The sequence below is a fragment of the Nocardia sp. NPDC057227 genome, from assembly GCF_042669725.1.
GTDB lineage: Bacteria > Actinomycetota > Actinomycetes > Mycobacteriales > Mycobacteriaceae > Nocardia > Nocardia asteroides_A.
In genome coordinates this window covers 54,987-80,145 of sequence record NZ_JBHUXA010000024.1, presented here as the reverse complement: position 1 = coordinate 80,145, position 25,159 = coordinate 54,987, and the positions used below count along the sequence as shown (strand labels likewise).

The window sequence follows — 25,159 nt, the reverse complement described above, 5'->3', positions numbered from 1 at the left end:
CCGTGCTCGAGCTGGAGATCACCCACGATTCCTCGGTGCCGCCGTACGAGCAGCTGCGGATCGGCGTCGTCGCCAGGGTGCGCTCCGGCGCGCTCACCGCGGGCACCAAGATCCCGACCGTGCGGGCGCTGGCCGAGCAGCTCGGGCTCGCCCCGAACACCGTCGCCCGCGCCTACCGCGAGCTGGAGGCCGACGGGGTGCTGGAGACCAGGGGCAGGCAGGGCACCTTCATCGCCTCCTCCGGCGACCCCACCCGCGACCTCGCGGGCCGGGCCGCCACCGAGTACGTCGCCGCGATCCGGCGGCTCGGCCTCGACGACCGCAGTGCACTGCGCTATATCCGCTCCGCGCTGGAGGCCAACCCGCCGACCGGCTGATCAGCGCCAGCTGGGCAGCCAGAGGTGGTCGTGCCAGTTGCCCGGCGTGATCGGCAGGGCGGTCAGGATCGGCCACAGCCAGATGAAGTTCGCGATGACCAGCCCCAGGTAGAGGCAGACGCCGAGCAACCCGAGGCTGTGCCGCTCGCTCGGCGCGCGCGCGGGCCCGGGCACCCCGCGCGGCAGCGGGAGCCGCCGGGCCGGGCCGAGCACGTCGCCGAGCACCAGCGCCACCCCCATCACCAGGAAGGGCGCGAGCGCGACCGCGTAGAAGTAGTACATCTGCCGGTCGAGGGTCAGGAACCAGGGCAGCCAGGCGGCGCCGTAGCCGGCCAGCACCGCGGCGTAGCGCCAGTCCCTGCGCACGATGCCGCGCCAGATCATCCAGGCCAGCGCGGGGAAGGCGATCCACCACAGCGCCGGGGTGCCGACCAGCATGACCGCCTTGACGCACTGCGTCTGGCCGCAGCCGGTGACGCCGCCGTCGGCGTAGTAGTAGAGCATCGGCCGCAGCCCCATCGGCCAGGTCCACGGCTTGGACTCCCACGGGTGGTGGTTGCCCGCCGAGTTGGTCAGCTCGGAGTGGAAGCGCAGGCTCTCGCCGCTGTAGTACCAGAGCGAGCGCAGCGCGTCCGGCACGAACGCGAACGGCCCGCCGGTGCCGACCTGGTTGCCGACCGCCCAGCGGTACACCCCGACCTCGCTCGCGAACCACGCCGCGTAGCTGCCCAGATACACCAGCAGCGGAATCAGCACCAGCGCGTACAGCGCGGGCCCGACGTCCCGCACGAGCGTGCCGAGCCACGGCCGCCGCACCCCGTAGGTGCGCCGCGCCGCTACGTCGAAGGCCACGCTGAGCAGCCCGAACGCCACCACGAAGTAGATCGACGACCACTTGGTTCCGCAGGCGAGCCCGAGCAGCACGCCCGCGCCGAACCGCCACCAGCGCACCCCGACCCGCGGCCCCCACGCGGTGAACTCGGCGCGGCCCTCGAAGTCGGCGAGCGCCAGCCGCTGCCGCACCTCGTCCCGGTCGACGATCAGGCAGCCGAAGGCGGCGACGACGAAGAGCGCCATGAAGATGTCGAGCATGCCGATCCGGGACGAGACGAAGGTCAGCCCGTCCGCGATCAGCAGCAGCCCGGCGATCGCGCCGACCAGCGTCGAGCGCGCCATCCGGCGCACGATCCGGATCACAAGCAGCACCAGCAGTACCCCGGCGACCGCGGCGGAGAAGCGCCAGCCCCAGGCGTTGTAGCCGAAGATCGCCTCGCCGATCGCGATCAGCTGCTTGCCGACCGGCGGGTGCACCACCAGCCCGTACCCCGGGTTGTCCTCGACCCCGTTGCCGGTGAGCATCTGCCACGCCTGCGGCGCGTAGTGCTTCTCGTCGAAGACCGGGGTGCCCGCGTCGGTGGGGTAGCCGAGGTAGATGAACCGGGTGAGCGCCGCGATCACCGTGAGCACGCCGGTGACGATCCAGCCGCGGGCGGTGTCGACCGGGCCGAAGTCCGGGACCGGGCGCCGCGGCGCCGGGCTCGACCGCGCGGGCGGGGGCACGGAGGGCGCCGTCGCGCGCTGGCCGGTCACCTGGGTCACGCCCCGATCGTAGGCGGTGGAGAATGGAGCACCGTGACCGAACCGGGCAGGCTGGTACTGGCGGCAACGCCGATGGGCGAGATCGGCGACGCCTCGCAGCGGCTCCGCGACGCACTCGGCACGGCCGAGGTGATCGCGGCCGAGGACACCAGGCGCACCCGCTCGCTGGCGAAGGCGCTCGGGGTCGAGATCACCGGCCGGGTGGTGAGCTTCTACGACCACGTCGAGGTGGCCCGCATCCCGGCGCTGCTCGGCGAGATCGCCGACGGCAAGACCGTGCTGCTCGTCACCGACGCGGGCATGCCGTCGGTCAGCGACCCCGGCTACCGCCTCGTCGCCGCCTGCGCCGAGCGCGACCTCCCGGTCACCTGCCTGCCCGGCCCCTCCGCCGTGACCACCGCGCTCGCGCTCTCGGCGCTGCCCGTCGAGCGGTTCTGCTTCGACGGCTTCGCCCCGCGCAAGCAGGGCGCCCGCCGGGAGTGGTTCGGCACCCTGCGCACCGAATCCCGCGCCTGCGTCTTCTTCGAGGCGCCGCACCGGCTGGCGGACTGCCTGGCCGACGCCGTCGCGGTGCTCGGCCCCGACCGCCGCGCCGCCGTCTGCCGCGAACTCACCAAGACCTACGAGGAGGTCGTCCGCGGCACCATCGGCGAACTCGCCGCCTGGGCCGCCGACGGCGTGCGCGGCGAGATCACCGTGGTCCTGGCAGGCGCCACCTCGGTCGCCGCGGACCCGGCCGACCTGGTCGCCGAGGTCGAGGCCAGGGTCGCCGCCGGTATCCGGCTCAAGGACGCCTGCGCCGATCTCGCCGCCGAGACCGGCGCATCCCGCCGTGCGCTCTACGACGCCGTGCTCGCCGCCCGCCGCGCCGACGCGCCCGCCTGACCGGCGGGTATGCGGTAAGCGCCCGGACCGCGCATGATCGGGGCATGACCTCTCTGGAGAGCAAGGCCAAGACGTTCCTGGAACTGCACCGCCCCGGCACCCCCGCCGTCCTGCCCACCGTGTGGGACGCGTGGTCCGCGAATCTCGCCGTCGCCGCCGGTTTTTCCGCGCTCACCGTCGGCAGCCACCCGGTCGCCGATTCCATCGGCCGCCCGGACGGTGAGGGGATGAGCTACACCGAGCTGCTCACCCGCGCCAAGCAGATCACCGAATCCGTCGAGGTGCCGGTCTCGGTCGACATCGAATCCGGCTACGGGCTGGAGCCCGCGCAGCTCATCGACGGGCTGCTGGAGGCGGGGGCCATCGGGCTCAATATCGAGGACACCGTGCACAGCGAGGGCAAGCGGCTGCGCGGCGCCGAGGAGCACGCCGAGCTCGTGCGCGGGCTGCGCCAGTTCGCCGACGCCGCGGGCGTGCACGTCGTCGTCAACGCCCGCACCGACCTCTTCCTCCGCCAGGACGGCGACGAGAGCGACCGCGTCGACCGCGCCATCGCCCGGCTGAACCTCGCCGTCGAGGCAGGCGCCGACGTCCTCTACCCGGTCGGCAGGCACAGCGACGCCGACCTCCGCCGGCTCACCTCGGAGCTGTCGAAGCCGGTGAACGCCATCGGCGTTCCGGATGCCCCGAACCTGAAGGAACTCGCCGACGCCGGAGTCGCCCGCGTCAGCTTCGGCCCGTTCCTCCAGGCCGCGCTGGCCAAGGAGGCCGACCGCCTCTTCGGCGCCTGGAAGTAGCGCCGGGCACCGGCGTCCGCCGAGCCGATCGACCCCCCGGGGCGTGCCGAGCAGCAGGTGCTCGGCACGCCCGCGCGGCATCCGGAAACTCTCCGGTGCCGAGGGACCGAAGCGTGGCATCATGGGCGATATGACGACTCGAAAGGGCCATGCCGCGTAGCCGGCCAGGTCAGCTCCGCACCGGCGCCGCCCGATCCCGGATTCCGGCCGCCGATCCCGACATCGATGGATTGTCCTCGCGCGCGCTCCGAGGTCCGCCACCTCGAGCGCACCCGCAACTACCTGAAGCCGGGTGCCGTCGACGCGGCCCTGCGGACGTGGAGAGAGTACGTGCACCGCCCCCGGCGCGAGCTCTGGCGCGACCACGAACACGGCAATGTGTACTGGTCCTACTGCTGCGCCAACCCCTTCGAAGCCCGCGAACTGCTCGACACCGTGCTGGGGGCGATGTCGCCGAGAAGCGCTCGCGAACTCCGGAAGGTCGTCGGCCGAGCCGATGCGGTCTGGGACCGATCAGCCTCGTACGACGGGACTCGCTACTTCGGTTCGATGTAGCGCGGGAAGACCGCCTCGGGCTCCGGCAACTGCACCCCCGCGACGAGGGGAACCGCGATATCGGCGAAGGTCCGGTTCGGCTGGGCGAGGAGATCGAGAATTCGCCCGGCCGAACCCGGGATCACCGGCTGCACCAGGATCGCGACGATCCGCACGAGTTCCAGCGTGACGTAGAGGACTGTGCCCTCGCGGGCGGTGTCCCCGGCCTTGGCGAGCGCCCACGGCTGCTGCGCCGAGAAGTACTTGTTCGCCTCGCCGAGCGTGAGCCAGAGCGCCTCCAGCGCGAGATGCAGCTGCTGCTGGTCGAATTCGGCCCGAACCTGCTCGAGCAGGCCGTTGGCGCGGTCGAGCAGCGCCTGATCCGCCGCGGTGAACTCGCCGGGAGCCGGGACGACGGAGGCGAAGTCGCGGGCGACCATCTTGAGGCTGCGCTGCACGAGGTTGCCGAACTCGTTGGCGAGGTCGGTGTTGATCCGCCCGACGATGGCCTCGTGGCTGTAGTTTCCGTCCTGCCCGTAGGAGATCTCGCGGAGCAGGAAGAAGCGGACGGCGTCAAGGCCGTAGGCGTCGACCAGGGCGAGCGGGTCGACCACGTTGCCGACCGACTTCGACATCTTCTCACCCCGGTTGTACAGAAACCCGTGCACGAAAACGCGTTTCGGCAGCTCCAGCCCGGCGGAGAGCAGGAAGGCGGGCCAGTAGACGGTGTGGAAGCGGGTGATGTCCTTGCCGATGATGTGCACGTCGGCGGGCCAGAAGCGCCGGTAGGAGTCGGATTCGGTGTCCGGGAAGCCGACGCCGGTGAGGTAGTTGGTGAGCGCGTCCACCCAGACGTACATGACGTGGTCCGGGTGGCCGGGCACGGGGACGCCCCAGTCGAAGGTGGTGCGCGAGATGGAGAGGTCCTTGAGCCCGGCCTTGACGTAGCTGACGATCTCGTTGCGCCGGGTCGCGGGGGCGATGAACTCGGGGTGCTCCGCGTAGAGCGCGAGCAGCCGGTCCTGGTAGGCGGAGAGCCGGAAGAAGAAGTTGGACTCCTCGGTCCAGGTGACCGGGGTGTTGGTCTCGGTGGAGTGGCGGGTGCCGTCCTCCCGCAGCGTGGTCTCCTCCTCGGTGTAGAACGCTTCGTCGCGCACCGAGTACCAGCCCGAGTAGTTGCCGAGGTAGATGTCGCCGCTGGCGAGCATCCGCTCCCAGATGGCGACGCTGGCCGCGAGGTGGTCGGAGTCGGTGGTGCGGATGAAGCGGTCGTAGGAGATGTCGAGCGCCTTGTCCATGGCCTCGAAGACGTCGGAGTTCCGCGCGGCGAGCTCCTCCACCGGGACGCCCTCCGCCTGCGCGGTCTGCTGCATCTTCTGGCCGTGCTCGTCGGTGCCGGTCATGAAGAAGACGTCGTATCCGTCGAGCCGCTTGAACCGGGCGAGCGCGTCGGACGAGATGTACTCGTACGCGTGCCCGATGTGCGGTGCGCCGTTCGGATAGGCGATGGCCGTGGTGAGGTAGAAGGCTTCGCTCATGGTGTGTCTACTGTAATGCGCGTGCCCGCCCCGCTTCCCCTCGATATCGCCCGGAGCCTCCGATGAGCCGCACCCGCCCCGCGCCGGAGCCGCCGGAGCCGCTCGCGCCGCTGGTGGACGCGCACACCCACATCGACGCGTGCGGAGCGACGGATCCCGCAGGCGTCGCCGCGCTGGCCGACCGGGCGGCCGCGGTCGGGGTGGGGACGATCGTCACCGTCGCCGACGACCTGGCCGCCGCGCGCTTCGCGGTCGCTGCCGCGCACTGGGACGACCGGGTCTACGCCGCCGTCGCGCTGCATCCGACCAGGGCGAACGCCCTCGACGATGCCGCGAGGGCCGAGCTGGAGCAGCTGGCCGCCGACCCGCGGGTGGTCGCGGTGGGGGAGACCGGGCTCGACTACTACTGGCCGGGCAAGCTGGATGGCTGCGCCGACGTGGAGACCCAGGTGGATGGCTTCCGCTGGCACATCGACCTGGCCAAGCGGCTCGGCAAGCCGCTGATGATCCACAACCGGGAGGCCGACCACGACCTGCTCACCGTCCTGCTGGACGAGGGCGCCCCGGACACCGTGATCTTCCACTGCTTCTCCGGCGACACGGCCATGGCGCAGGCCTGCGTGGCCGAGGGGTACGTGCTGAGCTTCTCCGGCACGGTGAGCTTCAAGAACGCGCACGAGCTGCGCGAGGCGGCCACCGTGGTGCCCGCCGCGCAGCTCCTGGTGGAGACCGACGCGCCCTACCTGACGCCGCACCCGTTCCGCGGCGCGCCGAACGAGTCCTACTGCCTGCCGTACACCGTGCGGGCGCTGGCCGCGGTGCGCGGCGAGGACCCGGCGGAGCTGGCCGAGATCAGCACCGCCAACGCGCGCCGGGTGTACCGGCTGCGGTAACTGCCGATCTTCCGGGTTTCCGGCGATTCATGATCGAAAACAGTAGTGTGTCCCGGGTCACTTTTACCGCGATCAGGGCGTTATCTACCTGCGGCTGCGATACCGCGCCGTGACCTGGAAGGACGCTGTTCACATTCACACGGTTGCCCAGAGCGGCTCGCTTCGTTACCGTCTTGTGACCATGTCGCACTTCACGCGGATCAACCGGTCGCGTTCACCGCTGCTGTACAGCGCGGTGGCCGCCCTGTTGCTCACGCTGATCGTCGGCTCGGCGCTCGCCATCGTGAACCGGAAGACGGTGACCATCGTCGTCGACGGTGAGCAGACCGTCTTCACCACCATGTCCACGGATGTCGGTGGCGTGCTGCGCGCCGCCGGATTCGAGCTGAGCGACCGCGACCTGGTGCTCCCCGGCGTCGGCAACGGGCTCTCGGACGGCGCCACCATCACCGTGAACCGGGCCCGCCAGGTGGAGCTCACCATCGACGGCAAGCCGGAGAAGGTGTGGACCACCGGGCTCACCGCGGGCGACGCGCTGGCCCAGCTCGAGCTCCCCGGCGACATGTACGTGTGGCCCGCCCGCGGCGACCGGCTCCCGCTGGCAGGTGGCTCGCTGCAGATCGCGAGCCCGCGCGCGGTGTCGCTGGCCGACGGCGGGGTGCCCGCGGTGGATCTGCGGCTCGCCGCGCCGACCGTCGGCGAACTGCTCCGGGTCGCGGGCGTGCCGCTGCAGCAGCAGGACACGGTCGAGCCCGCCGCGGCGACCCCGCTGGTCGACGGCATGCGGGTCACCGTGACCCGCACCAGGACCGAGCAGAAGATCGAGACGCTGCCGCTGCCGCCGCCGGAGAACGTGATCGAGGACCCGGAGCTGAACCAGAGCCGCACGGTGGTGGAGAACAAGGGCGTCCCCGGCGTGCAGGACGTGACCTTCGCCGTGACCACCGTGAACGGCGTCGAGATCGGCCGCGAGCAGGTGGGGAGCACGGTGAGCGTGCCTGCCCAGCCGAAGACGGTGCGCAAGGGCGCCAAGCCGGGCACCGAGGTGCCGACGGTGCGCGACGGCGGGGTCTGGGACGCGCTCGCCAAGTGCGAGGCCAACGGCAACTGGTCGATCAACACCGGCAACGGCTACTACGGCGGCATCCAGTTCGACCAGAGCACCTGGGAGCGCCAGGGCGGCACCAAGTACGCGCCGCGCGCCGATCTCGCCACCCGCGAGGAGCAGATCGCCATCGCCGAGGTGACCAGGGCGCGGCAGGGCTGGGGCGCCTGGCCCGCCTGCACCGCCCGGCTCGGCATCGGCGATTGATAGGTTCCCCGGGTGCCCGAACCCGAATCGACCGCAGCCGCTCCCACTCCGCGCGGTGAGGCCGCGCTGCTCGGCCCCGCCGAGGTGCGGGTGCTGGCCGAGCGGTTCGGCATCCGGCCGACCAAGCAGCTCGGGCAGAACTTCGTGCACGACGCCAATACCGTGCGCCGGATCGTCACCGTGGCGGGCGTCGGGCCGGGGGACACGGTGCTCGAGGTCGGCCCCGGGCTCGGGTCGCTGACGCTGGCGCTGCTCGACGTGGTGCACAGCGTGGTCGCGGTGGAGATCGATCCGGCGCTCGCCGACGCGCTGCCGGGCACCGTCGCGGACCGCGCGCCGGGGCTGGTCTCGCGGCTGCACGTGGTGCGCGCGGACGCGCTGCGGGTGAGCGCGGGCCAACTGCCCGCCGCGCCGACCGCGCTGGTGGCGAATCTGCCGTACAACGTCGCGGTGCCGGTGCTGCTGCACCTGCTCGCCGAGCTGCCAGGGCTGACGACGGCGCTGGTGATGGTCCAGGCCGAGGTCGCCGATCGGCTGGCGGCGCCGCCGGGTAACCGGGTGTACGGGGTGCCGTCGGTGAAGGCAGGATTCTATGGCGCCGTGCGCCGGGCCGGTGCGGTCGGCACCCAGGTGTTCTGGCCGGTGCCGCGGGTGGAGTCCGGGCTGGTGCGGGTCGACCGCTACGCCGAGCCGCCGTGGGCCACCGACGCCGCGCACCGCGCGCGGGTCTTCCCGGTGATCGACGCCGCCTTCGCCCAGCGTCGCAAGACCCTGCGCGCCGCGCTGGCGGGCTGGGCCGGCTCCGCCCCCGAAGCCGAGCGCCGGTTGCGCGCGGCGGGGATCGATCCCGCCGCGCGCGGGGAGACGCTGGACACCGCCGCCTACGTCCGGCTGGCGGAACAGGGCTGAATCAGCCGGCCGCCGCAGGGGCCGATGGGTCCGCCCGGGCGAATCGGACAGCCCACCGGAGCGGGTGCTCAGCCGTGGCCGTGCTCGCCGGAATCGGAACCGGTGCCGTGATCGTGGCCGTGCCCGTCACCGGACGCCCGCTCCACCACCGACGCGGTGAACTCCGCGGTGTGCACCCGGCCTCCGTGCTTGAAATCCAGGTACAGCCGGTAATCCCCGGCGCTCGGCGCCTCGGCGTGGAAGGACACCTCGGGACCGGGTGGCGTGCGCCCGACCTCGCCCTCCGGATGAACGTGCAGGTACGCCAGGTCCGCGGCGCGCAGCGCGACCAGGTGGGCATAGGCGCCGAGGTACGGCTCCAGATCGGTGACCGGGACCCCGTCACGCCGGACCGCGAAGCGCAGCGCACTGCCCGCGGTGCTCAGATCACCGGTCAGCGTCACCTCGTACCCGTCCACCCGCGCGACCGCGGCGGGCGGCGGCAGCGGCTGTAGGGCGACCGGCCCGGCGACCTCGACCGCGCGGCTGAGCACCAACTCCTCGGCCCCCTCCGGGGCGAAGTCGGCGAAGACCCGGTAGCTGCCCGGCTCCGCCCAGCTCCAGTCGATGGACCACAGCCCGGCCGCGTCCATCGCCGGATGCACGTGCCGGTATCCGGTGCCGTCGCTGCGCACCGCGATCAGGTGCAGCTTCTCGTCGTGCCTGGTCGCGAAGCGGGTGACCGCGGTGCCGTCGGGGCCGGTGATGCGGAAGCGGAGCGTGCCGGACGTGTCCGGCGCACCTGGCGCCTCGATCGGGGTGAGCGTGTACCCGCCCGCACTGTCCGCGAGACCGGCCGGGGTCGGCTCGTCCGGCACCGAATCCGGCGCCGCCAGCTTGCCGATCCCGAGCGCGGCCGCGAAGACCACGACCAGCGCGACCCCGAAGCCGGCGAGCTTCAGCCGGTCGGACATCAGCGCGCGACCTCGTACCCGGCCTCGTCGACGGCGGCGAGCACGGCGTCGTCGCTCAGCGCGGCGGAGCTCTCCACCCGCACCGCGCCGGACTCCAGGTCGACCTCCACCCCGGTGACCCCGTCGATCTTGCCGATCTCGGACTTCACCGAGGCCGCGCAGTGGCCGCAGGTCATCCCGGTGACGGTGTAGGTGGTGCTCGACATCTCGGCTCCTGTGCTCGTCGGTCTCCCGGCCATACTGCCGGGGGGTATCTCGAAATCCGACCATACCCCCGCCCGGTATGGACCGCAATGCGCGCGGGCCGGGCGTCCGGCCGTGGCACCGGTTAGGCTCGGCTACCGTGCTGTCAGTTGTGCCGAGCCCCCTCACCGTGCGCGCACCCGCCAAGGTGAACCTGCACCTCGGCATCGGCGATCTGCGCCCGGACGGCTACCACGATCTCACCACCGTCTTCCAGGCGCTCTCGCTCGCCGACGACGTCCGGATCACCCCGGCGAACTCGCTCACCGTCAAGGTCACCGGGGAGGGCGCCGCCGACGTCCCGACCGACCGCACCAACCTGGTCTGGAAGGCCGCGGTCCGGCTCGCGCACCTGGCCGGGCGGGCGCCGCTGGTGGAGATCGCCATCGGCAAGGGCATCCCGGTGGCGGGCGGTATGGCGGGCGGCAGCGCCGACGCGGCGGCCGCGCTGGTCGGGCTGGACGCGCTCTGGGAGCTCGGGCTCGGCCGCGACGAACTCGCGGGCATCGCCGCCGAGCTCGGCAGCGACGTGCCGTTCGCGCTGCACGGCGGCACCGCGCTCGGCACCGGCCGCGGCGAGCGGCTGCTCCCGGTGCTGGCCAGGAATGCCTTCCACTGGGTGCTCGCGCTGGCCAAGGGCGGGCTGTCGACGCCTGCGGTCTTCGCCGAGCTGGACCGGCTGCGCGCGCAGGGCGAGCCGCCCCGGCTCGGCGAGCCGCAGCAGCTCATCCAGGCGCTCGCCGGCGGGGACGCCGCCGCGCTCGCCCCGCTGCTCGGCAACGACATGCAGGCGGCGGCGCTCTCGCTGAAGCCGGAGCTGCGCCGCACGCTGCGCGCCGGGGTCACCGCGGGGGCGCTGGCCGGCATCGTCTCCGGCTCGGGCCCGACCTGCGCCTTCCTCTGCGAGAGCGCGGACGCCGCGGTCAATGTCGCCGCCGAACTCGCCGGCGCGGGCGTCTGCCGCAGCGTGCGCACCGCCACCGGCCCCGTCCCCGGTGCCCGCATCGTCCCCGGCGAGGACGCGAAGCAGCACTGACGCGGCCCGCGGCAACCCCGCGCCCACCGGCGCCGAGCGGCCGCTCGGTAATCTGGACCGTCGGTCTCCCGCATTTCCCCGGAAGGATCCATGTCCAACCTGATCAACCTGGAGCAGGTCTCGAAGAGCTTCGGGATCACGCCGCTGCTCGACGGCGTCTCGCTCGGTGTGCACGCCGGGGAGCGGATCGGCGTCGTCGGCCTGAACGGCGGCGGCAAGACCACCCTGCTCGAGGTGCTGACCGGGTTGGAGCCGCCGGACGCGGGCCGGGTGAGCAGGCTGGGCGGGCTGCGGATCGCGGTGGTCACCCAGCGCGGCGTGCTGCCCCCCGGCGCCACGGTCGGGGCGGTGGTGCTCGCCGGGATCGCCGACGAGGCAGGCTTCGCGCACGCGGGCGAGCTGGCCGAGCACGAGTACGCCGCCAACCCGCGGATCCGCGGCGTGCTGGAGGGCATCGGCATCGCCGGGCTCGGCCTGGAGACCTCGGTCGACTCGCTCTCCGGCGGCGAGCGCCGCCGGGTGGCGCTGGCCGCCGCGCTGGTGCGCGAGCTCGACCTGCTCGTCCTGGACGAGCCGACCAACCACCTCGACGTCGAGGGCGTGCAGTGGCTGGCCGAGCACCTGCTTTCCCGGCGCAGCGCGCTCGTCGTCGTCACCCACGATCGCTGGTTCCTCGACACCGTCGCCACCCGCACCTGGGAGGTCGTCGGCGGCAAGGTGGAGAGCTACGAGGGCGGCTACGGCGACTGGATCTTCGCCCGCGCGGAGCGCGCGCGGCAGGCCGACTCCACCGAGTCCCGCCGCCGCAACCTGGCCCGCAAGGAGCTGGCCTGGCTGCGCCGCGGCCCGCAGGCCCGCACCTCCAAGCCGCGCTACCGGGTGGAGGCCGCGGAGGCGCTGATCGCGGATGTGCCGGAGCCGAGGGACAGCGTCTCGCTGGCGAGCTTCGCGCGCAAGCGGCTCGGCCGGGTGGTGGTCGAGCTGGAGGAGGCCGCGCTGGCTACCCCGGACGGCCGCGAGCTGCTCCGCGACCTCACCTGGCGGCTCGCCCCCGGCGAGCGGGTCGGGCTGGTCGGGGTGAACGGCAGCGGCAAGACCACGCTGCTGCGCGCGCTCGCGGGCGATGCCGAGCTGGTCGCAGGCAAGCGGATCCAGGGCCAGACGGTCCGGATCGGCTGGCTGCGCCAGGAGCTCGACGACCTGCCGGTCGAGCTGCGGGTGCTGGAGGCGGTGCAGCAGGTGGCGCAGCGGATCGAGCTGGGCGACGGCTACGAGCTCTCCGCCGGGCAGCTCGCCGAGCGGCTCGGCTTCAGCCCGGCCAGGCAGCGCACCCCGGTGCGCGACCTCTCCGGCGGCGAGCGGCGCAGGCTGCAGCTCACCCGCATCCTGATGGCGGAGCCGAACGTGCTGCTGCTCGACGAGCCGACCAACGACCTCGACATCGACACCCTGCAGCAGCTGGAGGACCTGCTCGACAACTGGGCGGGCACGCTGGTGGTGATCAGCCACGACCGCTACCTGATCGAGCGGATCTGCGACTCCACCTGGGCGCTCTTCGGCGACGGCGGGCTCACCAACCTGCCCGGCGGCATCGAGGAGTACCTGCGCAGGCGCGCCGCGCTCGGTGCGGGTCCCGCCCTCCGCGCGGCGGCGAGCACCTCCGACGAGCCGAAGTCCGCCGTCGACCCGGCCACCTACCGGGCCGCGCGCAAGGAGCTGTCCAAGCTGGAGCGGTCCCTGGACAAGCTCACCGAGCGCGAGCGGACGCTGCACGGCGCACTGCTCGACGCCGCCACCGAGCCTGCCCGGCTGGCCGACCTGAACGCCGAGCTGCTCCGGGTGACCGCCGAGAAGGAGACCACCGAGGAGCGCTGGATGGAGCTGGCCGAGGAGTTCTAGCTGGACTCGGCGGTGCGCCCGTCGACGACCACCGGCAGGCAGGTGCGCACGAAGTCGGCGCCGAAGCCGCTGAGCAGCACGCTGCGGTACTGCAGCTTGGCCCCGCGCCCGGAGCGCTTGAGCAGGTCCCGCACCACGGCCTGGGCCTCGATGATCTGGTACCGGTTCGGGTTGCCGACCGGCTCCCGGTCGAACTCGATCAGCCCGAGCCTGCGCAGGTTGGTCTGGTACTGCTGGATCCGGTTCGGGAAGCGGAGGCCCGCGTGCTCGCCGAGCACGGTGATCCCGGTGATCTTGCGGTCCGAGCCGAGCGTGCGCGGGCGGCCGAGCCGGATGTCGATGGCGGGCTGCGGGCCGTCCAGGTGCAGGAAGCGCAGGACGCGGGCCTCGTCGGGGGTGAGCTCGGCCAGGATGCGCGCGAAGGCCGGGTGCAGCTCGGCGCTCTCGGCGCTGGTGCTCGCGGAGAGCCGGAGCAGCGCGGCGCCCTGCTCGCGCAGCGTCGGCACCCCGCCCTCGCCGCCCGCGTGCTCGGCATCGACCCCGAGCGCCCGGCGCAGCCGCCCGCGTACCTCGGACTCGGCCTCGGCCAGCACCTCGCGCGGCGGTGTCCCGGCCATGCTGCCCCTGACAACGGTCGAGGTGACGCCGAGCGCGGTGTCGACGGTCCATGAGGTCACCTCGGAGGCGGCGGTCCAGGCCACCTTCGCCACCCCGGTGGCGGCGCGCACGGTCTCCCGCGGCGTCACCGGCACGATGCGCCGCGCCTGCCCGCGCACCGCGATCTCGCGGCGCGGCGGGGCGCCGAGCACCTCCGGTTCGGCGTCGTTCCGGGCGGGAACTCCGCCGGTCTCGGGCGCCTCGCCGCCCGGATCGCTCACAGCCATGTGGTTGCCACTCCCGTTCCGAAGACCAGAATATGAGCGTATCCGGCAATCAGCCCGAGCACGCCGCCATGGACGAAAAGCAACCATTCGTCCTGTTTGATCGCGGCGCGCAGCATGTCGACGAAGTCGGGCGGCGAGAGCGCCGACATCTGCTTGGCGATGTACTCGTTGACCTGCTTGCCCTGCTGCTGGTTGAAGTCCGGGTCGGCGAAGGCGATCGGCGCGATCGCCATCGCCTCGCTGGTGAAGGTGTTCTGCAGGGTGTCGTAGTCGCGGCTGCCGAGCATGAACTTGACCGCGGGTCTGGCCGGGCCGAGCGCGCGGTCGGCGGCCGGGCGCAGCGTGTCCTCCAGCATCTGCATGGTGCGGTCCGAGCGCGGGCCGTTCAGCAGCTCGTCGCCGATATTGGCGAGCGTGATCACCTGGGTGGAGACCAGCTCGGCGTAGCCGTCGGTGATCTCGTTCTGCCGTTTGATCAGCAGCCCCTGCCGCCACGGGCACCACCACCTCGGGTAGGCGGGGGCGAAGATCATGTTCAGCCCGACCCAGTTCACCACCCAGCCGATCACGATGCCGCCGATCGGCAGCACCGCCAGGCTGGACCAGCCGGTCAGGTGCAGGATCCCGACGAGTACAACGCCCATCGGGGCGCCGAAATAGAAGCCGAAATTCTGCATGAAGCGCAGTTCCTTGGCGCCGAGCACCTGGAAGAGCTGGTTCAACAGTTGCGGTCGGGCCTGGAAATAGCGGATGACCATCTGCTTCACATCGAGCAGCTGATCGATGTTCTCGCCCAATTCCAGGGTGAGCTCGTGCAGAATATCCGGCAGTTGCTGCTTGACCCGCTCGTGCACCTTCTCGCGTACCTGCGCGGGCAGGTTGAACCAGAGCTGCGGATGCTCGCGCCGCAGAATTTCCTCGACGATGTCGCGGATCTGCGCGTCGGCCACCCGGGTCAGATGTTCGGCCAGCTTTTCCGGGTCCAGCTCGCGATAGAAGTCGGAGACGCTGCCCAGTTTGGAGAGCCCCTTGTCCACCGCGATACTCGCCATCTTGTCGGCGCGCGAAGGGACGATGCCCTGCCAGCCGAGCCTGCCGTCGTAGCTCAGCAGCGGCAGGATCTGAATTCGCTTGGGCAGGTAGGGAAACAGCGCCTTGAGGCCGGGCAACCGGAAGCCGTGGAATGCTATCGGCCGGAACAGCATGAGGATGCCGGTCCAGTTGGTGATATAGCCGATGACGCCGGTGAAAAGCGGGATGGTCAACAACTCGAGGAGAATGGTCGGATGGACCCCGAAAGCACTCTCCAACACGACTTCCTCCTGCCGACACACCAGTGACCGCCGCCGCACCGGCACCCCAAACTAGCACCAGCGAGGCGGCGGAACCGCACGGTGAGCCCGAATGCGCGGGTCCGGCATACCGGTCGCGGGTGCGGGGCAATATTCTGGGGACGGTTTCCATCCGCGGTCGAGAAGTTCGGAGTTGGACGTGGCAGACGACAGAACCGGACGGACCGCCACCGGGCAGTCCGCCCAAGGACAGAATCTGGCCCGGCCCGGCCCCCGCGCGGTGGAGCGCAGCGCGGACGTCGAGCAGCGGCAGATCAGCAACGAGGCGCGGCTGATCCGCGGCGTCTTCCGGGCCGCCGGGGTGGCGGCGGGCTCGGTGGTGCGCGGCGGGCAGTGGGCCGTCGGCACCGGCTACGAGGTGACCCGCGAGATCGCCCAGGCGGCGCTGGACGGCGAGTCCTCCGCCGATATCGCCGAGCGCACCAGCAACGCGCTGCGCTCCATCGCGCGCAGCGCGCTCGGCGTCACCGAGGGGTCGGTGCGCGAGATCGTCAGCTACGTGCCGACGCCGAACGGCAGCGGGAGCAGCCAGCAGCAGCAGGCGCTGGTGATCGGGCAGAACCTGCGCTCGGCCAGCTCCCAGGAGCTGCGCCGCCGCGGCGACGCGCTGCTGGCCCGCTCGGCCGACGTCTACTTCACCGAGGACGTGCACCCGGCATACGACCGGATCCTCGACGAGCTCGCCCCCGACGAGGCCCGGATCCTGCGCTTCATGGCGCTGAACGGCGCGCAGCCCGCCGTCGACGTGCGCACCAACCGCCCGCTCGGCATCGGCTCCGAGCTGGTCCAGGGCGACCTCACCTCGGTGCCGGAGCAGGCGGGCGTGCGCTACCCGGACCGGTCCCGCGCGTACCTGATCAACCTGAACCGGCTCGGCCTCACCCGGACCTCGGACGACCCGGTGGTGCTGAGCCGCTACATGGTGCTCGAGGTGCAGCCGTCGGTGGAGGCGGCGCTGAAGAAAGCGGGGCGGGCGCCGAAGATCGTGCGCAAGAGTCTCCGTCTCACCGAGTTCGGCGAGGACTTCTGCCGCACCTGTTTCACGATCGCGACCTGACCGCCGCGGTGCGTCGCCCGCTGCGGTGATAGCGATCTGATACAAATCTTCGCGATTCGGTCGAGCGTGCCCGAGCGGATGGGATCGTGGAGTCATGGACGAGGAGCGCAGCGAAACGGCCGGTGGCGCGGCCGAGCCACGCGGGGCAGCCGCCCCGGGTGGTGCCCGCTCGCGCCCGGCCGCGGTCTCCGAGCGGCCGCCCGACGCCGACGGGGTAGCGCCGGATCCGCCGATCTCGATGGGCGAGCGGCTGGCGGGCCAGGCCGCGAGCGGCCGGATCGGCGCGGATTCCGACCTCTCGCTGGTCGGGCTCGGCGGACCGGCCGGACCCCCGCCGGCCGACGGCGCCGCGGGGCACCGCGCGACCGCCGACATCGCCGCGATCGAGCGGCTCAAGTTCCGCTACCTGCGCACCATGGACACCAAGGACTGGGACGAGTTCGCCGACACCATGATCCCGGAGGCCACCGCCACCTACAGCGAGTACCTGCAGTTCGAATCCCGCGAGGCGTTCCTGGCCTTCCTGCGCAACACGCTCGGCCCGCACGTCATCACCGAGCACCGCTGCGACCACCCGGAGATCGACGTGGACGGCGACACCGCCACCGGCACCTGGTACCTCGCCGACACCGTGCTGATCCCCGCGCACAACATGCTGCTGCGCGGCGCCGCCTTCTACACCGACCGCTACCTGCGCTGCGACGACGGCCGCTGGCGGATCGCGCACACCGGCTACGAGCGCACCTACGAGGTGGTGCTCTCGCTCAGCGACCTGCCAAGCCTGCGGCTGACCTCCAGCCGCTGGGGGCTGCTCGCCAACGAGGACGGCATCGCCCCGCTGCAGCGCGACCCCGGCGGCACCGCCTAGTCCGCGGCCGCGACGAGCGGCTCGAGCATGAGCCCCTTGTGCTCCTTCTCGATGTACTGCAGCCGCCACTTGTCACTGAAGAGCGCGAGGATCGCGCCGTCGCTGCGGGTGAAGACCTCGACCCCGCGCTGCCGATCCAGCTCCGCCGCGGAGGCGGCGTCGGTGCGCCGCGCGATCGAGTAGCCGAGGAAGTCGAGCTTGGTCTCCACGTTGTACTCGCCGAGCATCCGCGCGGTGACCACCTCGAACTGCATCGGCCCGACCGCGGCGAGCACCGGCGAGGCGTCACCGCGGGCGTCGTTGCGCAGCACCTGCACCACGCCCTCGGAGTCGAGCTGGTCCATGGCCTTGCGGAACTGCTTGTACTTGCCGGCGCTCTCCGCGCGCAGCACCGCGAAGTGCTCCGGCGCGAACGACGGGATCGGCGGGAACTCCACCTTCCGGTCGACGAAGAGCGTGTGCCCCGGCGCCAGCGCGGTGGCGTTCACCAGGCCGACCACATCGCCCGGGTAGGCGGTGTCGACGGTGGTGCGCTCCCGGCCGAAGACGGTGAGCGCGTACTTGGTGGCGAACGGCCGCCCGGTCTGCGCGTGCGTCACCACCATGCCGCGCTCGAACTCGCCGGAGACGATGCGCATGAAGGCGAGCCGGTCGCGGTGCGCGGTGTCCATCCCGGCCTGCACCTTGAAGATCACCGCGCTGAACGGGTCGGTGGTCTCCCGCGGCGTGCCGGCGATATCGGTCCGCCCGCGCGGGGGCGGGGCCAGCTCGATCAGCGTCTCCAGCAGCTGCCGGACGCCGAAGTTCAGCATGGCGGAGGCGTAGATCACCGGCGAGGTGTGCCCGGCGAGGAAGAGCTCCTGGTCGTGGTCCTGTCCGGTGGCGGAGAGCAGCTCGCTCTCCTCGGCGGCGGTGCTCCACGCCTCGCCCTCGCGCTCGGCCGCGCTCGCCGGGGCGACCGACTCCTCCGGCGCGATGGTGGCGCCGCCCGCGGTGCGGGTGAAGTGGATGTACTCGGCGGCGGCGCCGTCGGGGCCGCGGCGCAGCAGCCCGCGGAAATCGCCCGCGATGCCGACCGGGAGGAAGAGCGGGGTCGGGGTGAGCCCGATCCGCTCCTCGATCTCGTCCAGCAGCTCCAGCGGGGCGCGGCCGGGGCGGTCCCACTTGTTGATGACGGTGATCACCGGGATGCCGCGGTGCCTGCAGACCTGGAAGAGCTTGAGCGTCTGCGGCTCCAGCCCCTTGGCGGCGTCGATCAGCATGACCGCCGCGTCCACCGCGGTGAGCACGCGGTAGGTGTCCTCGGAGAAGTCGGAGTGGCCCGGTGTGTCGACCAGGTTGATCACGTTGTCGATGTCGGAGCCCGCGGTGCGGTAGTTGAACTGCAGCGCGGTGGAGCTGACCGAGATGCCGCGGGCCTTCTCCATCTCCATCCAGTCCGAGACGGTCGACTTGCGCCCGGCCTTGCCGTGGATCGCGCCCGCCTCGGAGATCACCCGCGCGTGCAGCGCCAGCGCCTCCGTCAGGGTCGACTTGCCCGCGTCCGGGTGCGAGATCACCGCGAAGGTGCGGCGGCGCGCGACCTCCGCCGGCAGCCCGCGCGGGACGGAGACGACGGCGCCGTCGGGGGAGGCGGTCACTGGATTCGACCTTTCGGGAGCGGATTTGCAACCTGTCCAGCCTACGCGATTCGCGCGTGACCTCCCGATTCCAACGGTGCTGCGCCGCTGGGGTATGGTGGTCGGGTTGTCTCGGCGAGGGTGACCGCCCAGCGTGCACCGTGATCGACGCGGCTCGGCCTTCCGGCCGTCCGGTCGTTTCCATTCGCCCGACGAGTAGACCATCGCGCAGGACGTCCAGCGCGTAGCCCGTGTCCAGCCCGGAAGAGCCGTAGGAGTATTTCAGTCATGTCCGACGTCAACGTCCTCGAGGCCGTCGTACGCACCGAGTTCGGTAAAGGTGCCGCCCGTCGCACCCGCCGCGCGGGCAATGTCCCCGCCGTGCTGTACGGCCACCAGTCGGATCCCCAGCACCTGGCCGTGAACGCCCGGGATTTCGCCGCGATCCTGCGGCAGCACGGCACCAACGCCGTGCTGAATCTGGTGATCGACGGCACGCCGCAGCTCGCGCTGACCAAGTCCGTTGTCGTGCACCCGATCCGCCGCTACATCGAGCATGCCGACCTGCTCATCGTGAAGCGCGGCGAGAAGGTCACCGCCGACGTGAACATCGTCGTCACCGGTGAGGCCGCGGCAGGCACCCTGGTCACCCAGGACGCCACCACCGTCGCCATCGAGTCCGACGCGCTGAACATTCCCGAGTCCATCGAGGTCTCGGTCGACGGCGCTGAAGAGGGCACCCAGATCAACGCCTCCGACCTGTCGCTGCCCAAGGGCGTCGAGCTGGCCGTCGATCCGGAGACCCTGATCGTCAACGTCATCACCGCGCCGGTGGCCCAGGACCTGGAGGCGGAGACCGCCACCGACGAGTCCGCCGAGGCTGCCGAGGGCGACGAGGCCGACGAGGCCGCCGCCGAGAGCGCCGAGTAACACCGGGTCGTGTCCGAACCCGCCGCCGGGCCTGCGCTCGTCGCAGGCCTCGGCAACCCCGGGCCCGAGTACGAGCGGACCCGGCACAATGTGGGCTTCCTGGTCGCCGACGTGCTCGCCGAGCGCGTCGGCGGCCGGTTCGCCGTGCACAAGAAATCCGGCGCCGATCTGCTGCAGGCCCGGCTGGACGGGCGGCAGGTGCTGGTCGCCAAGCCGCGCTCGTTCATGAACGTCTCCGGGCGGCCGGTCGCCGCGCTCGCCCGCTTCTTCTCGGTGCCGCCGACCGAGGTCGTCGTCGTGCACGACGAGCTGGATCTGCCGTTCGGCGCGATCCGGATCAAGCGCGGCGGCGGCGAGGGCGGCCACAACGGCCTGCGCAGCATCTCCTCCGCGCTCACCACCAAGGAGTACCTCCGGGTCCGGATCGGCATCGGCCGCCCGCCCGGCAGGCAGGACCCGGCCGACTTCGTGCTCAAGCCCTTCGCCGCGCCGGAGCGCAAGGAGGTCCCGGTCATCGTCGAGCAGGCCGCCGACGCCGTCGAGCTGCTGCTCCGGGTCGGCCTCGAAGCCGCGCAGAACCAGTTGCACTGAGGGGTCATGGCTTCGAACGCACAGCGCGCCGCCGCGCACCGCATCGCGCCCTTCGTCCTCGGCCCGGTCGGCGGCACCCGCCGGGCGGACGCGGTCCGCCTCGACGGCACCCGAATCCTGCTGACCGGCGCCTCCTCCGGGATCGGCCGGGCCGCCGCGCTGCGTACCGCCGCCCGCGGCGCCGAACTGCTGCTCGTCGCCCGCCGCGCCGACGAGCTGGAGCGGCTGACCGCGGAGATCACCGCCACCGGCGGCAAGGCCGAGTACCGCGCCTGTGACATGGCCGACCAGGCGCAGGTCGCCGAGCTGGTCGAGAGCCTGGACGGCCCGGTGGACGTGCTGATCAACAATGCCGCGCGCTCGATCCGCCGCCCGCTCACCGAATCCTTCGACCGGCTGCACGACTTCCAGCGCACCATGGCGGTCAACTACTTCGGCGCGGTGCAGCTCACCCTCGGCGTCGTCCCCGGCATGCTGGCCGGCGGCGGCGGGCACGTGCTCGACGTCTGCACCTGGACCGTCGCCGCCGACAGCTCCCCGCGCTTCGCCGCCTACCACGCCTCCAAGGCCGCGCTGGCCGGCTTCAACCGCAGCGCCGGAGCCGAATTGGCCGCCGCCGGAATCGCCTTCACCACCATCGGCTACCCGCTCGTGCACACCGCCATGAGCTCGCCGACCGAGCGGTACCGCCGCCTCCCCGGGCTCACCCCCGAGCAGGCCGCCGACTGGATCCTCACCGCCCTGCGCACCCGCCCGGTCCGCATGGTCCCGCGCTACGCCGCCCTGCTCCGGGCCGTCAACCAGTTCTCCCCCCGCACCGTCGACCGCCTGCTCGTCGGCCGCGCCTGACGCTCAGTCCAGGTGTGCCGCGGTGGCGGCGCGGCGCAGCTTTCCGGAGGAGGTCTTCGGCAGCGCGCCCGGCCCGAGCACGGTGACCGAGCGCGGCCGCACGCCGACCTCGGAGAAGACCGCGTGCACCACCTCGCGCTCGAGCCGCTTGACCTGCTCCTGGTCCTCGTGGTCGTTGCTCTCCACGACCACCGCGAAGCTCTCCCGCTTCTGCCCGGCGTCCAGCCGGACGGCGACGGCGTTGCCGGGCCGCACCCCGGGGACCCGGCCCGCGGCGCGCTCGATGTCGGTGGGGTAGATATTGCGGCCGCCCATGATGATGACGTCCTTGATCCGCCCGCAGACCACGATCAGTCCGCGCTCGGTGAAGTAGCCGATGTCGCCGGTGTCGAGCCAGCCGTCGGCATCCTGCGCGGGGCGGAAGCCGTCGACCGTGACGTAGCCCGCGGTCACGGCGGGGCCGCGCAGCTCGATGACGCCGACCGAGCGGGTCGGCAGCGGCTGCCGGTCGGCGTCGACGACCCGCCCCTCCAGCTGGTCGACCAGGTAGCCGAGGGTGGGCAGCGCGCGCACCGGGCCGTGGTGGCCGCGCTGGTCGCGGATCGGGACCGCCTTGCCGATGGCCTCCAGCAGGTCGGCGTCGACCACGTCGACCACCTGGCCGAGCCCGGGGTCGGGGATGGAGACGGCCAGCGTGGTCTCGGCCATGCCGTAGACCGGGGTGAGCGCGGCCGGGTCGAGGCCGAAGCGCTCGCCCGCGACGGCGAGCGCGTCCATGGTGTCCGGGTCGACCGGCTCCGCGCCGTTCCACATGTAGCGCACGCTGCTCAGGTCGTAGGCGCCGTCCTCGGCGCGGGAGAGCCGCCGGGCCAGCAGCGAGTAGGCGAAGTTGGGGGCGGCGGTCACGGTGCCGCGGTACCTGTCGATCAGCTCGGCCCAGAGCAGCGGCTTGGCGAGGAAGTCGAGCGGGGTCACGCAGACCACCTCGGCGCCGAGCTGCATGGGCACGCTGAGGAAGCCGACCATGCCCATGTCGTGGAAGAGCGGCAGCCAGCTCACCATGACGTCCTGGTCGAGCTGGAACTTGACCCGGTCGAACATGGCGTAGGCGTTGACGAAGAAATTGCCGTGCGTGATCCGCACCGCCTTCGGCGACCCGGTGGAGCCGGAGGTCAGCTGCTGCAGCGCGATGTCGTCCTCGCCGGTGGGCAGCGGGTCGGTGTCGGGGCCGTCGTGCAGCCGGTCGATCAGCACCACCTCGATGCCGCGCTCCCGCAGCAGCGGCTCGGCCACCTCGAAGGGCGCGCCGAGCACCACCGCCTTCGCCTCGATCATGCGCAGCACGGTCTCGGTGTCCTGCGCCCAGACGGCCAGGTCGGTGCGGGGCGTCGGCTGGTGCAGCATGGTGATGGAGGCGCCGCGCATCCAGACCGCCTGGCAGGCGGGCGCGATGTCGACCGGCATCCCGGCCAGCACCCCGACCGCGTCGCCGTGCCCGATCCCGGCCGCGGCGAGCCCGCCCGCCATCCGCCGCGCCTGCCCGTGGATCTCCCCCCACGTCTGCCTGCGCGGCTCGTTCGGCTCGCCGGTGACCAGGCCGCGGGGACTGGCCGCACCGGTCGTGTACATCTCGTCGGTGAACCTGCTCACGTTCCACTCCCTCGCCTCGGCCCTGCCCTGCTATCCCGCCGGAGCGGGCGGACGTTAACTCCCGGTGGTGATTCGCCCGGAGGTAGCGAGCGGACGAGTCAGCGCCGCGGTGGGAGCGGTACCCGCTGCAGATCGTGCGCAACCACGAGTTCCCCGTCGAAGTGCCGCCCCGCCTCCCTCCGATGCTCATCCAGGGTGCGGTAGCGCTGCGAGAAATGGGTCAGAACCAGCGTCCGAACCCCGGATTCGGCGGCGACCCTGGCCGCCTGGGCCGCGGTGAGGTGCCCGTACTCGGCGGCCAGGTGCGCGTCGGAATCCAGGAAGGTGGCCTCGATGACCAGCATGTCCACCCCCGCCGCCAGCTCGAACACGCCGGGGCAGAGCCTGGTGTCCATCACGAAGGCGAAGCTCTGCCCGCGCCGCACCTCGCTCACCTCGGCCAGCGTGACCTCCCGGTCGCCGATCGGGAGCGCGCCGGTGCGCTGGAGTTCGCCGACCGCTGGCCCGCGCACCCCGAGCGCGGCCAGCCGCTCCGGCAGCAGCCTGCGGCCGTCCGGCTCGGTCAGCCGGTAGCCGAACGCCTCCACCGGGTGCGAGAGCGCCGCCGTCGTCAGGGTGAACGGCGCCCCCGGCGCGGCGAGCGGGCCTGCCGCCGCGATCGGGTGCTCGGTGAGCTCGACGGTCCGGCGGAAGGCGCTGGCGTCGCAGAGGTTGCGGAACCAGTGCGCGCCGGAGGCCGGGTAGTAGGCGTGTACCGGGTGCGCCACGGCGTCCAGGCTGATCCGCTGCACGATGCCGGGCAGCCCGAGGCAGTGGTCGCCGTGGAAGTGGGTGAGCGCGATCCGGGTGATCGCCGATACCGCGACCCCGGCGTGCGTGAGCTGGCGCTGGGTGCCGTCGCCCGGGTCGAAGAGCAGCCCCTCGCCGTCCCAGCGCAGCAGGTAGCCGTTGTGGTTGCGCTGCCTGGTCGGCACCTGGCTGGCGGTGCCGAGCACGACGAGTTCGCGGGCCGACATCTACAGCGCGGCCACGGCGGCGACGAACCGGTCCAGCTCGGCGTAGGAGACGAAGCAGTGCGGCGAGGCGCGCACCACCGCGTCCAGCCCGCGCTCGGTCATGTCCAGCAGCGTGGAACTCGCGCGGCTCACCGTCACGGTGATGTTCCGCTCGGCCAGCCGGTCCCGGATCGCCTCCGGCGCGATGCCGTCCTTGGTGAACGAGACGATGCCGCCGCGCGCGCCCGCCTTGCCGCCGAGATCACGCACCGTGACCCCGGCCAGCGCGCCCAGCGCTCTGCGCAGGTGCGCAGAGCGGTCCGCGACGGCCGCGTAGACGGCCTCGGGGCCGAGATCGAGCAGGTAGCGCACGGCCGCGCCGAGCCCGAGCCGGGCCGCGACATCGTGCTCCCAGAACTCGAAGCGCCGCGCGTCCGGGGCGAGCTCGTAGCTCTCCGGCCCGGTCCAGGTCGCGCTGTGCAGGTCGAGCCGCTGCGGCTCCATGGTCGCGGCCAGCTCCGGCCGGAGGTACAGGAAGCCGGTGCCGCGCGGGCCGCGCAGCCACTTGCGGCCGGTGGCGGAGAACGCGTCCACGTCGAGTTCGGTCACATCGAGGGGGAGCTGCCCGGCGGCCTGGCAGGCGTCGAGCAGGACCAGCGCGCCGCTCGCGCGGGCCAGCCGCGCCGCCTCGGCGACCGGGTTCACCACCCCGCCGTTGGTCGGCACGTGCACCAGCGAGACCAGCTTGACCCGCTCGTCCAGCATCCCGGCCAGCGCCTCGAGGTCGAGCAGCCCCGATGCGTCGCTGGGAATTCGCTCGACACTCGCCCCCGCCGCCCGCGCGCGCTGGAGCGTGGCGATGGCATTGGCCGCGTAGTCGATGCCGCAGATCAGCACCCGGTCGCCGGGGCCGAGCGGCACCGAGTAGAAGAAGTCGGTCCAGGCCCTGGTCGCGGAGTCGCTCAGCGCGATGGCCCCCGGTACCGTCCCGAGCAGCTCCGCGATCGAGCGCCTGACTCCGTCGAGCTCGTCGATCCGCTCGTTCGCGGCCCGGTAGCCACCGACCTCGGCTTCGCGCCGCAGATGCGCGATCACGGTCTCGGTGACGACGCCGGGCGGTAGCGAGGAGCCCGCGCTGTCCAGGAATACGTGACCGGTGGCCGGGTCGGTGGGGTCGAGCCCGGAGCCGAGGCCCGGGGTGTCGGCGCGGAGCCTGGCGTCGTCCATGTCGCGACCCTATCGGTAGCGGCCGACGGAGTTCCGGCCCTTTTCTTGTCGGCGGACGCCGCTACCCTTGACGGTACGACGCGATCCGGTCCCCGTCCGCGAACACTCGACCCGCTTGCCCGAGCTCGAACGACAACCCGCCGACCGGGTTACCCCGGCCCA

24 protein-coding genes are annotated in these 25,159 nt (G+C 72.2%); 14 read left to right on the top strand and 10 right to left on the bottom strand.

Translation table 11 applies throughout. The annotated features are described in order from the left end of the window. Positions 1-2 precede the first annotated feature (2 nt). Entirely contained in the window at positions 3-377 is a 375-nt protein-coding gene (locus ACFUJ1_RS27305; protein ID WP_378649987.1) for a GntR family transcriptional regulator, read from the top strand. Here ACFUJ1_RS27305 and ACFUJ1_RS27300 read toward each other — a convergent pair whose 3' ends face one another. Further along, on the bottom strand, positions 378-1,976 hold the full coding sequence (locus ACFUJ1_RS27300; RefSeq protein ID WP_378649985.1) for a dolichyl-phosphate-mannose--protein mannosyltransferase: 1,599 nt from the start codon (positions 1,974-1,976) through the stop codon (positions 378-380). Between the two features lie 33 nt (positions 1,977-2,009). On the opposite strand from ACFUJ1_RS27300, the gene rsmI reads away from it, so the two are divergent. The 3 genes from rsmI to ACFUJ1_RS27285 all read left to right on the top strand — a co-directional run bounded on the left by rsmI (position 2,010) and on the right by ACFUJ1_RS27285 (position 4,213). Further along, the gene (rsmI, locus tag ACFUJ1_RS27295; protein WP_378649983.1) at positions 2,010-2,861 is read left to right on the top strand and encodes a 16S rRNA (cytidine(1402)-2'-O)-methyltransferase; all 852 of its coding nucleotides are present in this window, start codon (positions 2,010-2,012) and stop codon (positions 2,859-2,861) included. Positions 2,862-2,905: 44 nt separating this feature from the next. After that, the gene (locus tag ACFUJ1_RS27290) at positions 2,906-3,658 is read left to right on the top strand and encodes an isocitrate lyase/phosphoenolpyruvate mutase family protein (protein WP_233020460.1); all 753 of its coding nucleotides are present in this window, start codon (positions 2,906-2,908) and stop codon (positions 3,656-3,658) included. Positions 3,659-3,883: 225 nt separating this feature from the next. After that, positions 3,884-4,213, top strand: a complete 330-nt coding sequence (locus tag ACFUJ1_RS27285) for a hypothetical protein (protein WP_378649981.1) — start codon at positions 3,884-3,886, stop codon at positions 4,211-4,213. On the opposite strand, the gene metG is transcribed toward ACFUJ1_RS27285, so the two are convergent. Beyond that, positions 4,195-5,730: a methionine--tRNA ligase gene (metG, locus tag ACFUJ1_RS27280; protein ID WP_378649979.1), complete on the bottom strand. Its 1,536-nt coding sequence runs from the start codon at positions 5,728-5,730 to the stop codon at positions 4,195-4,197. The two genes, ACFUJ1_RS27285 and metG, sit on opposite strands and share 19 nt — an antisense overlap. 62 nt (positions 5,731-5,792) lie before the next feature. Here metG and ACFUJ1_RS27275 point away from each other — a divergent pair, with 62 nt between their 5' ends. From ACFUJ1_RS27275 to rsmA, 3 genes are all read left to right on the top strand, one after another. After that, positions 5,793-6,623: a TatD family hydrolase gene (locus ACFUJ1_RS27275; protein ID WP_378649977.1), complete on the top strand. Its 831-nt coding sequence runs from the start codon at positions 5,793-5,795 to the stop codon at positions 6,621-6,623. Between the two features lie 181 nt (positions 6,624-6,804). Next, on the top strand, positions 6,805-7,935 hold the full coding sequence (locus tag ACFUJ1_RS27270; RefSeq protein ID WP_378649975.1) for a transglycosylase family protein: 1,131 nt from the start codon (positions 6,805-6,807) through the stop codon (positions 7,933-7,935). 12 nt (positions 7,936-7,947) lie between these two features. Continuing rightward, a complete protein-coding gene (gene rsmA / locus ACFUJ1_RS27265; protein WP_378649973.1) occupies positions 7,948-8,844 on the top strand; it encodes a 16S rRNA (adenine(1518)-N(6)/adenine(1519)-N(6))-dimethyltransferase RsmA in 897 nt (298 codons plus the stop codon). Between the two features lie 68 nt (positions 8,845-8,912). Here rsmA and ACFUJ1_RS27260 read toward each other — a convergent pair whose 3' ends face one another. Next, positions 8,913-9,797: a hypothetical protein gene (locus tag ACFUJ1_RS27260; protein WP_378649971.1), complete on the bottom strand. Its 885-nt coding sequence runs from the start codon at positions 9,795-9,797 to the stop codon at positions 8,913-8,915. Continuing rightward, a complete protein-coding gene (locus tag ACFUJ1_RS27255) occupies positions 9,797-10,003 on the bottom strand; it encodes a heavy-metal-associated domain-containing protein (protein WP_233020454.1) in 207 nt (68 codons plus the stop codon). The genes ACFUJ1_RS27260 and ACFUJ1_RS27255 overlap by 1 nt, the downstream gene beginning before the upstream one ends. A 137-nt stretch (positions 10,004-10,140) precedes the next feature. Here ACFUJ1_RS27255 and ACFUJ1_RS27250 point away from each other — a divergent pair, with 137 nt between their 5' ends. After that, complete coding sequence (locus tag ACFUJ1_RS27250; protein WP_378649969.1) at positions 10,141-11,076, top strand: 4-(cytidine 5'-diphospho)-2-C-methyl-D-erythritol kinase; 936 nt, start codon at positions 10,141-10,143, stop codon at positions 11,074-11,076. Positions 11,077-11,166: 90 nt separating this feature from the next. Further along, positions 11,167-12,975: an ABC-F family ATP-binding cassette domain-containing protein gene (locus ACFUJ1_RS27245; protein WP_378649967.1), complete on the top strand. Its 1,809-nt coding sequence runs from the start codon at positions 11,167-11,169 to the stop codon at positions 12,973-12,975. On the opposite strand, the gene ACFUJ1_RS27240 is transcribed toward ACFUJ1_RS27245, so the two are convergent. Together ACFUJ1_RS27240 and ACFUJ1_RS27235 are read right to left on the bottom strand one after the other, a co-directional pair. After that, the gene (locus ACFUJ1_RS27240) at positions 12,972-13,859 is read right to left on the bottom strand and encodes an Abi-alpha family protein (RefSeq protein WP_378649966.1); all 888 of its coding nucleotides are present in this window, start codon (positions 13,857-13,859) and stop codon (positions 12,972-12,974) included. The two genes, ACFUJ1_RS27245 and ACFUJ1_RS27240, sit on opposite strands and share 4 nt — an antisense overlap. Further along, positions 13,850-15,217, bottom strand: a complete 1,368-nt coding sequence (locus ACFUJ1_RS27235) for a hypothetical protein (protein WP_378649965.1) — start codon at positions 15,215-15,217, stop codon at positions 13,850-13,852. Before ACFUJ1_RS27235 ends, ACFUJ1_RS27240 begins: the two co-directional genes overlap by 10 nt. A gap of 133 nt (positions 15,218-15,350) precedes the next feature. Between ACFUJ1_RS27235 and ACFUJ1_RS27230 the strand changes: the two genes are divergently transcribed. Both ACFUJ1_RS27230 and ACFUJ1_RS27225 read left to right on the top strand, forming a co-directional pair. Then, positions 15,351-16,268, top strand: a complete 918-nt coding sequence (locus ACFUJ1_RS27230) for an Abi-alpha family protein (RefSeq protein ID WP_378649964.1) — start codon at positions 15,351-15,353, stop codon at positions 16,266-16,268. A 373-nt stretch (positions 16,269-16,641) separates the two neighbouring features. Beyond that, positions 16,642-17,136 carry a nuclear transport factor 2 family protein gene (locus tag ACFUJ1_RS27225; RefSeq protein WP_378650025.1) on the top strand — a complete coding sequence of 165 codons (495 nt, stop codon included), beginning with the start codon at positions 16,642-16,644 and terminating at the stop codon, positions 17,134-17,136. Here the strand turns inward: ACFUJ1_RS27225 and ACFUJ1_RS27220 are convergent. Beyond that, positions 17,133-18,776, bottom strand: a complete 1,644-nt coding sequence (locus ACFUJ1_RS27220) for a peptide chain release factor 3 (protein ID WP_378649963.1) — start codon at positions 18,774-18,776, stop codon at positions 17,133-17,135. The two genes, ACFUJ1_RS27225 and ACFUJ1_RS27220, sit on opposite strands and share 4 nt — an antisense overlap. Positions 18,777-19,043: 267 nt before the next feature. On the opposite strand from ACFUJ1_RS27220, the gene ACFUJ1_RS27215 reads away from it, so the two are divergent. The 3 genes from ACFUJ1_RS27215 to ACFUJ1_RS27205 are packed head-to-tail and all read left to right on the top strand — an operon-like array spanning position 19,044 to position 21,125. Beyond that, positions 19,044-19,685, top strand: a complete 642-nt coding sequence (locus ACFUJ1_RS27215) for a 50S ribosomal protein L25/general stress protein Ctc (protein WP_378649962.1) — start codon at positions 19,044-19,046, stop codon at positions 19,683-19,685. Between the two features lie 9 nt (positions 19,686-19,694). Continuing rightward, positions 19,695-20,276: an aminoacyl-tRNA hydrolase gene (pth, locus tag ACFUJ1_RS27210; protein ID WP_378649961.1), complete on the top strand. Its 582-nt coding sequence runs from the start codon at positions 19,695-19,697 to the stop codon at positions 20,274-20,276. A 6-nt stretch (positions 20,277-20,282) separates the two neighbouring features. After that, on the top strand, positions 20,283-21,125 hold the full coding sequence (locus ACFUJ1_RS27205; protein WP_378649960.1) for an SDR family NAD(P)-dependent oxidoreductase: 843 nt from the start codon (positions 20,283-20,285) through the stop codon (positions 21,123-21,125). A gap of 3 nt (positions 21,126-21,128) precedes the next feature. On the opposite strand, the gene ACFUJ1_RS27200 is transcribed toward ACFUJ1_RS27205, so the two are convergent. From ACFUJ1_RS27200 to ACFUJ1_RS27190, 3 genes are all read right to left on the bottom strand, one after another. After that, entirely contained in the window at positions 21,129-22,775 is a 1,647-nt protein-coding gene (locus tag ACFUJ1_RS27200; protein ID WP_378649959.1) for a fatty acyl-AMP ligase, read from the bottom strand. Positions 22,776-22,873: 98 nt separating this feature from the next. Beyond that, the gene (locus ACFUJ1_RS27195) at positions 22,874-23,791 is read right to left on the bottom strand and encodes a ribonuclease Z (protein ID WP_378649958.1); all 918 of its coding nucleotides are present in this window, start codon (positions 23,789-23,791) and stop codon (positions 22,874-22,876) included. Next, positions 23,792-24,997 (bottom strand): aminotransferase class V-fold PLP-dependent enzyme, encoded by a 1,206-nt coding sequence (locus ACFUJ1_RS27190; protein ID WP_378649957.1) that lies wholly within the window; start codon positions 24,995-24,997, stop codon positions 23,792-23,794. Between the last annotated feature and the right edge of the window lie 162 nt (positions 24,998-25,159).

What these genes read in the sequence shown, in the direction of transcription:
- ACFUJ1_RS27290 (WP_233020460.1), top strand. Translation starts at nt 2,906, where the DNA reads ATGACCTCTCTGGAGAGCAAGGCCAAGACGTTCCTGGAACTGCACCGC.
- ACFUJ1_RS27285 (WP_378649981.1), top strand. Translation starts at nt 3,884, where the DNA reads ATGGATTGTCCTCGCGCGCGCTCCGAGGTCCGCCACCTCGAGCGCACC.
- metG (WP_378649979.1), bottom strand. Translation starts at nt 5,730, where the DNA reads ATGAGCGAAGCCTTCTACCTCACCACGGCCATCGCCTATCCGAACGGC.
- ACFUJ1_RS27275 (WP_378649977.1), top strand. Translation starts at nt 5,793, where the DNA reads ATGAGCCGCACCCGCCCCGCGCCGGAGCCGCCGGAGCCGCTCGCGCCG.
- ACFUJ1_RS27270 (WP_378649975.1), top strand. Translation starts at nt 6,805, where the DNA reads ATGTCGCACTTCACGCGGATCAACCGGTCGCGTTCACCGCTGCTGTAC.
- ACFUJ1_RS27260 (WP_378649971.1), bottom strand. Translation starts at nt 9,797, where the DNA reads ATGTCCGACCGGCTGAAGCTCGCCGGCTTCGGGGTCGCGCTGGTCGTG.
- ACFUJ1_RS27255 (WP_233020454.1), bottom strand. Translation starts at nt 10,003, where the DNA reads ATGTCGAGCACCACCTACACCGTCACCGGGATGACCTGCGGCCACTGC.
- ACFUJ1_RS27245 (WP_378649967.1), top strand. Translation starts at nt 11,167, where the DNA reads ATGTCCAACCTGATCAACCTGGAGCAGGTCTCGAAGAGCTTCGGGATC.
- ACFUJ1_RS27240 (WP_378649966.1), bottom strand. Translation starts at nt 13,859, where the DNA reads ATGGCTGTGAGCGATCCGGGCGGCGAGGCGCCCGAGACCGGCGGAGTT.
- ACFUJ1_RS27215 (WP_378649962.1), top strand. Translation starts at nt 19,044, where the DNA reads ATGTCCGACGTCAACGTCCTCGAGGCCGTCGTACGCACCGAGTTCGGT.
- ACFUJ1_RS27205 (WP_378649960.1), top strand. Translation starts at nt 20,283, where the DNA reads ATGGCTTCGAACGCACAGCGCGCCGCCGCGCACCGCATCGCGCCCTTC.
- ACFUJ1_RS27195 (WP_378649958.1), bottom strand. Translation starts at nt 23,791, where the DNA reads ATGTCGGCCCGCGAACTCGTCGTGCTCGGCACCGCCAGCCAGGTGCCG.
- ACFUJ1_RS27190 (WP_378649957.1), bottom strand. Translation starts at nt 24,997, where the DNA reads ATGGACGACGCCAGGCTCCGCGCCGACACCCCGGGCCTCGGCTCCGGG.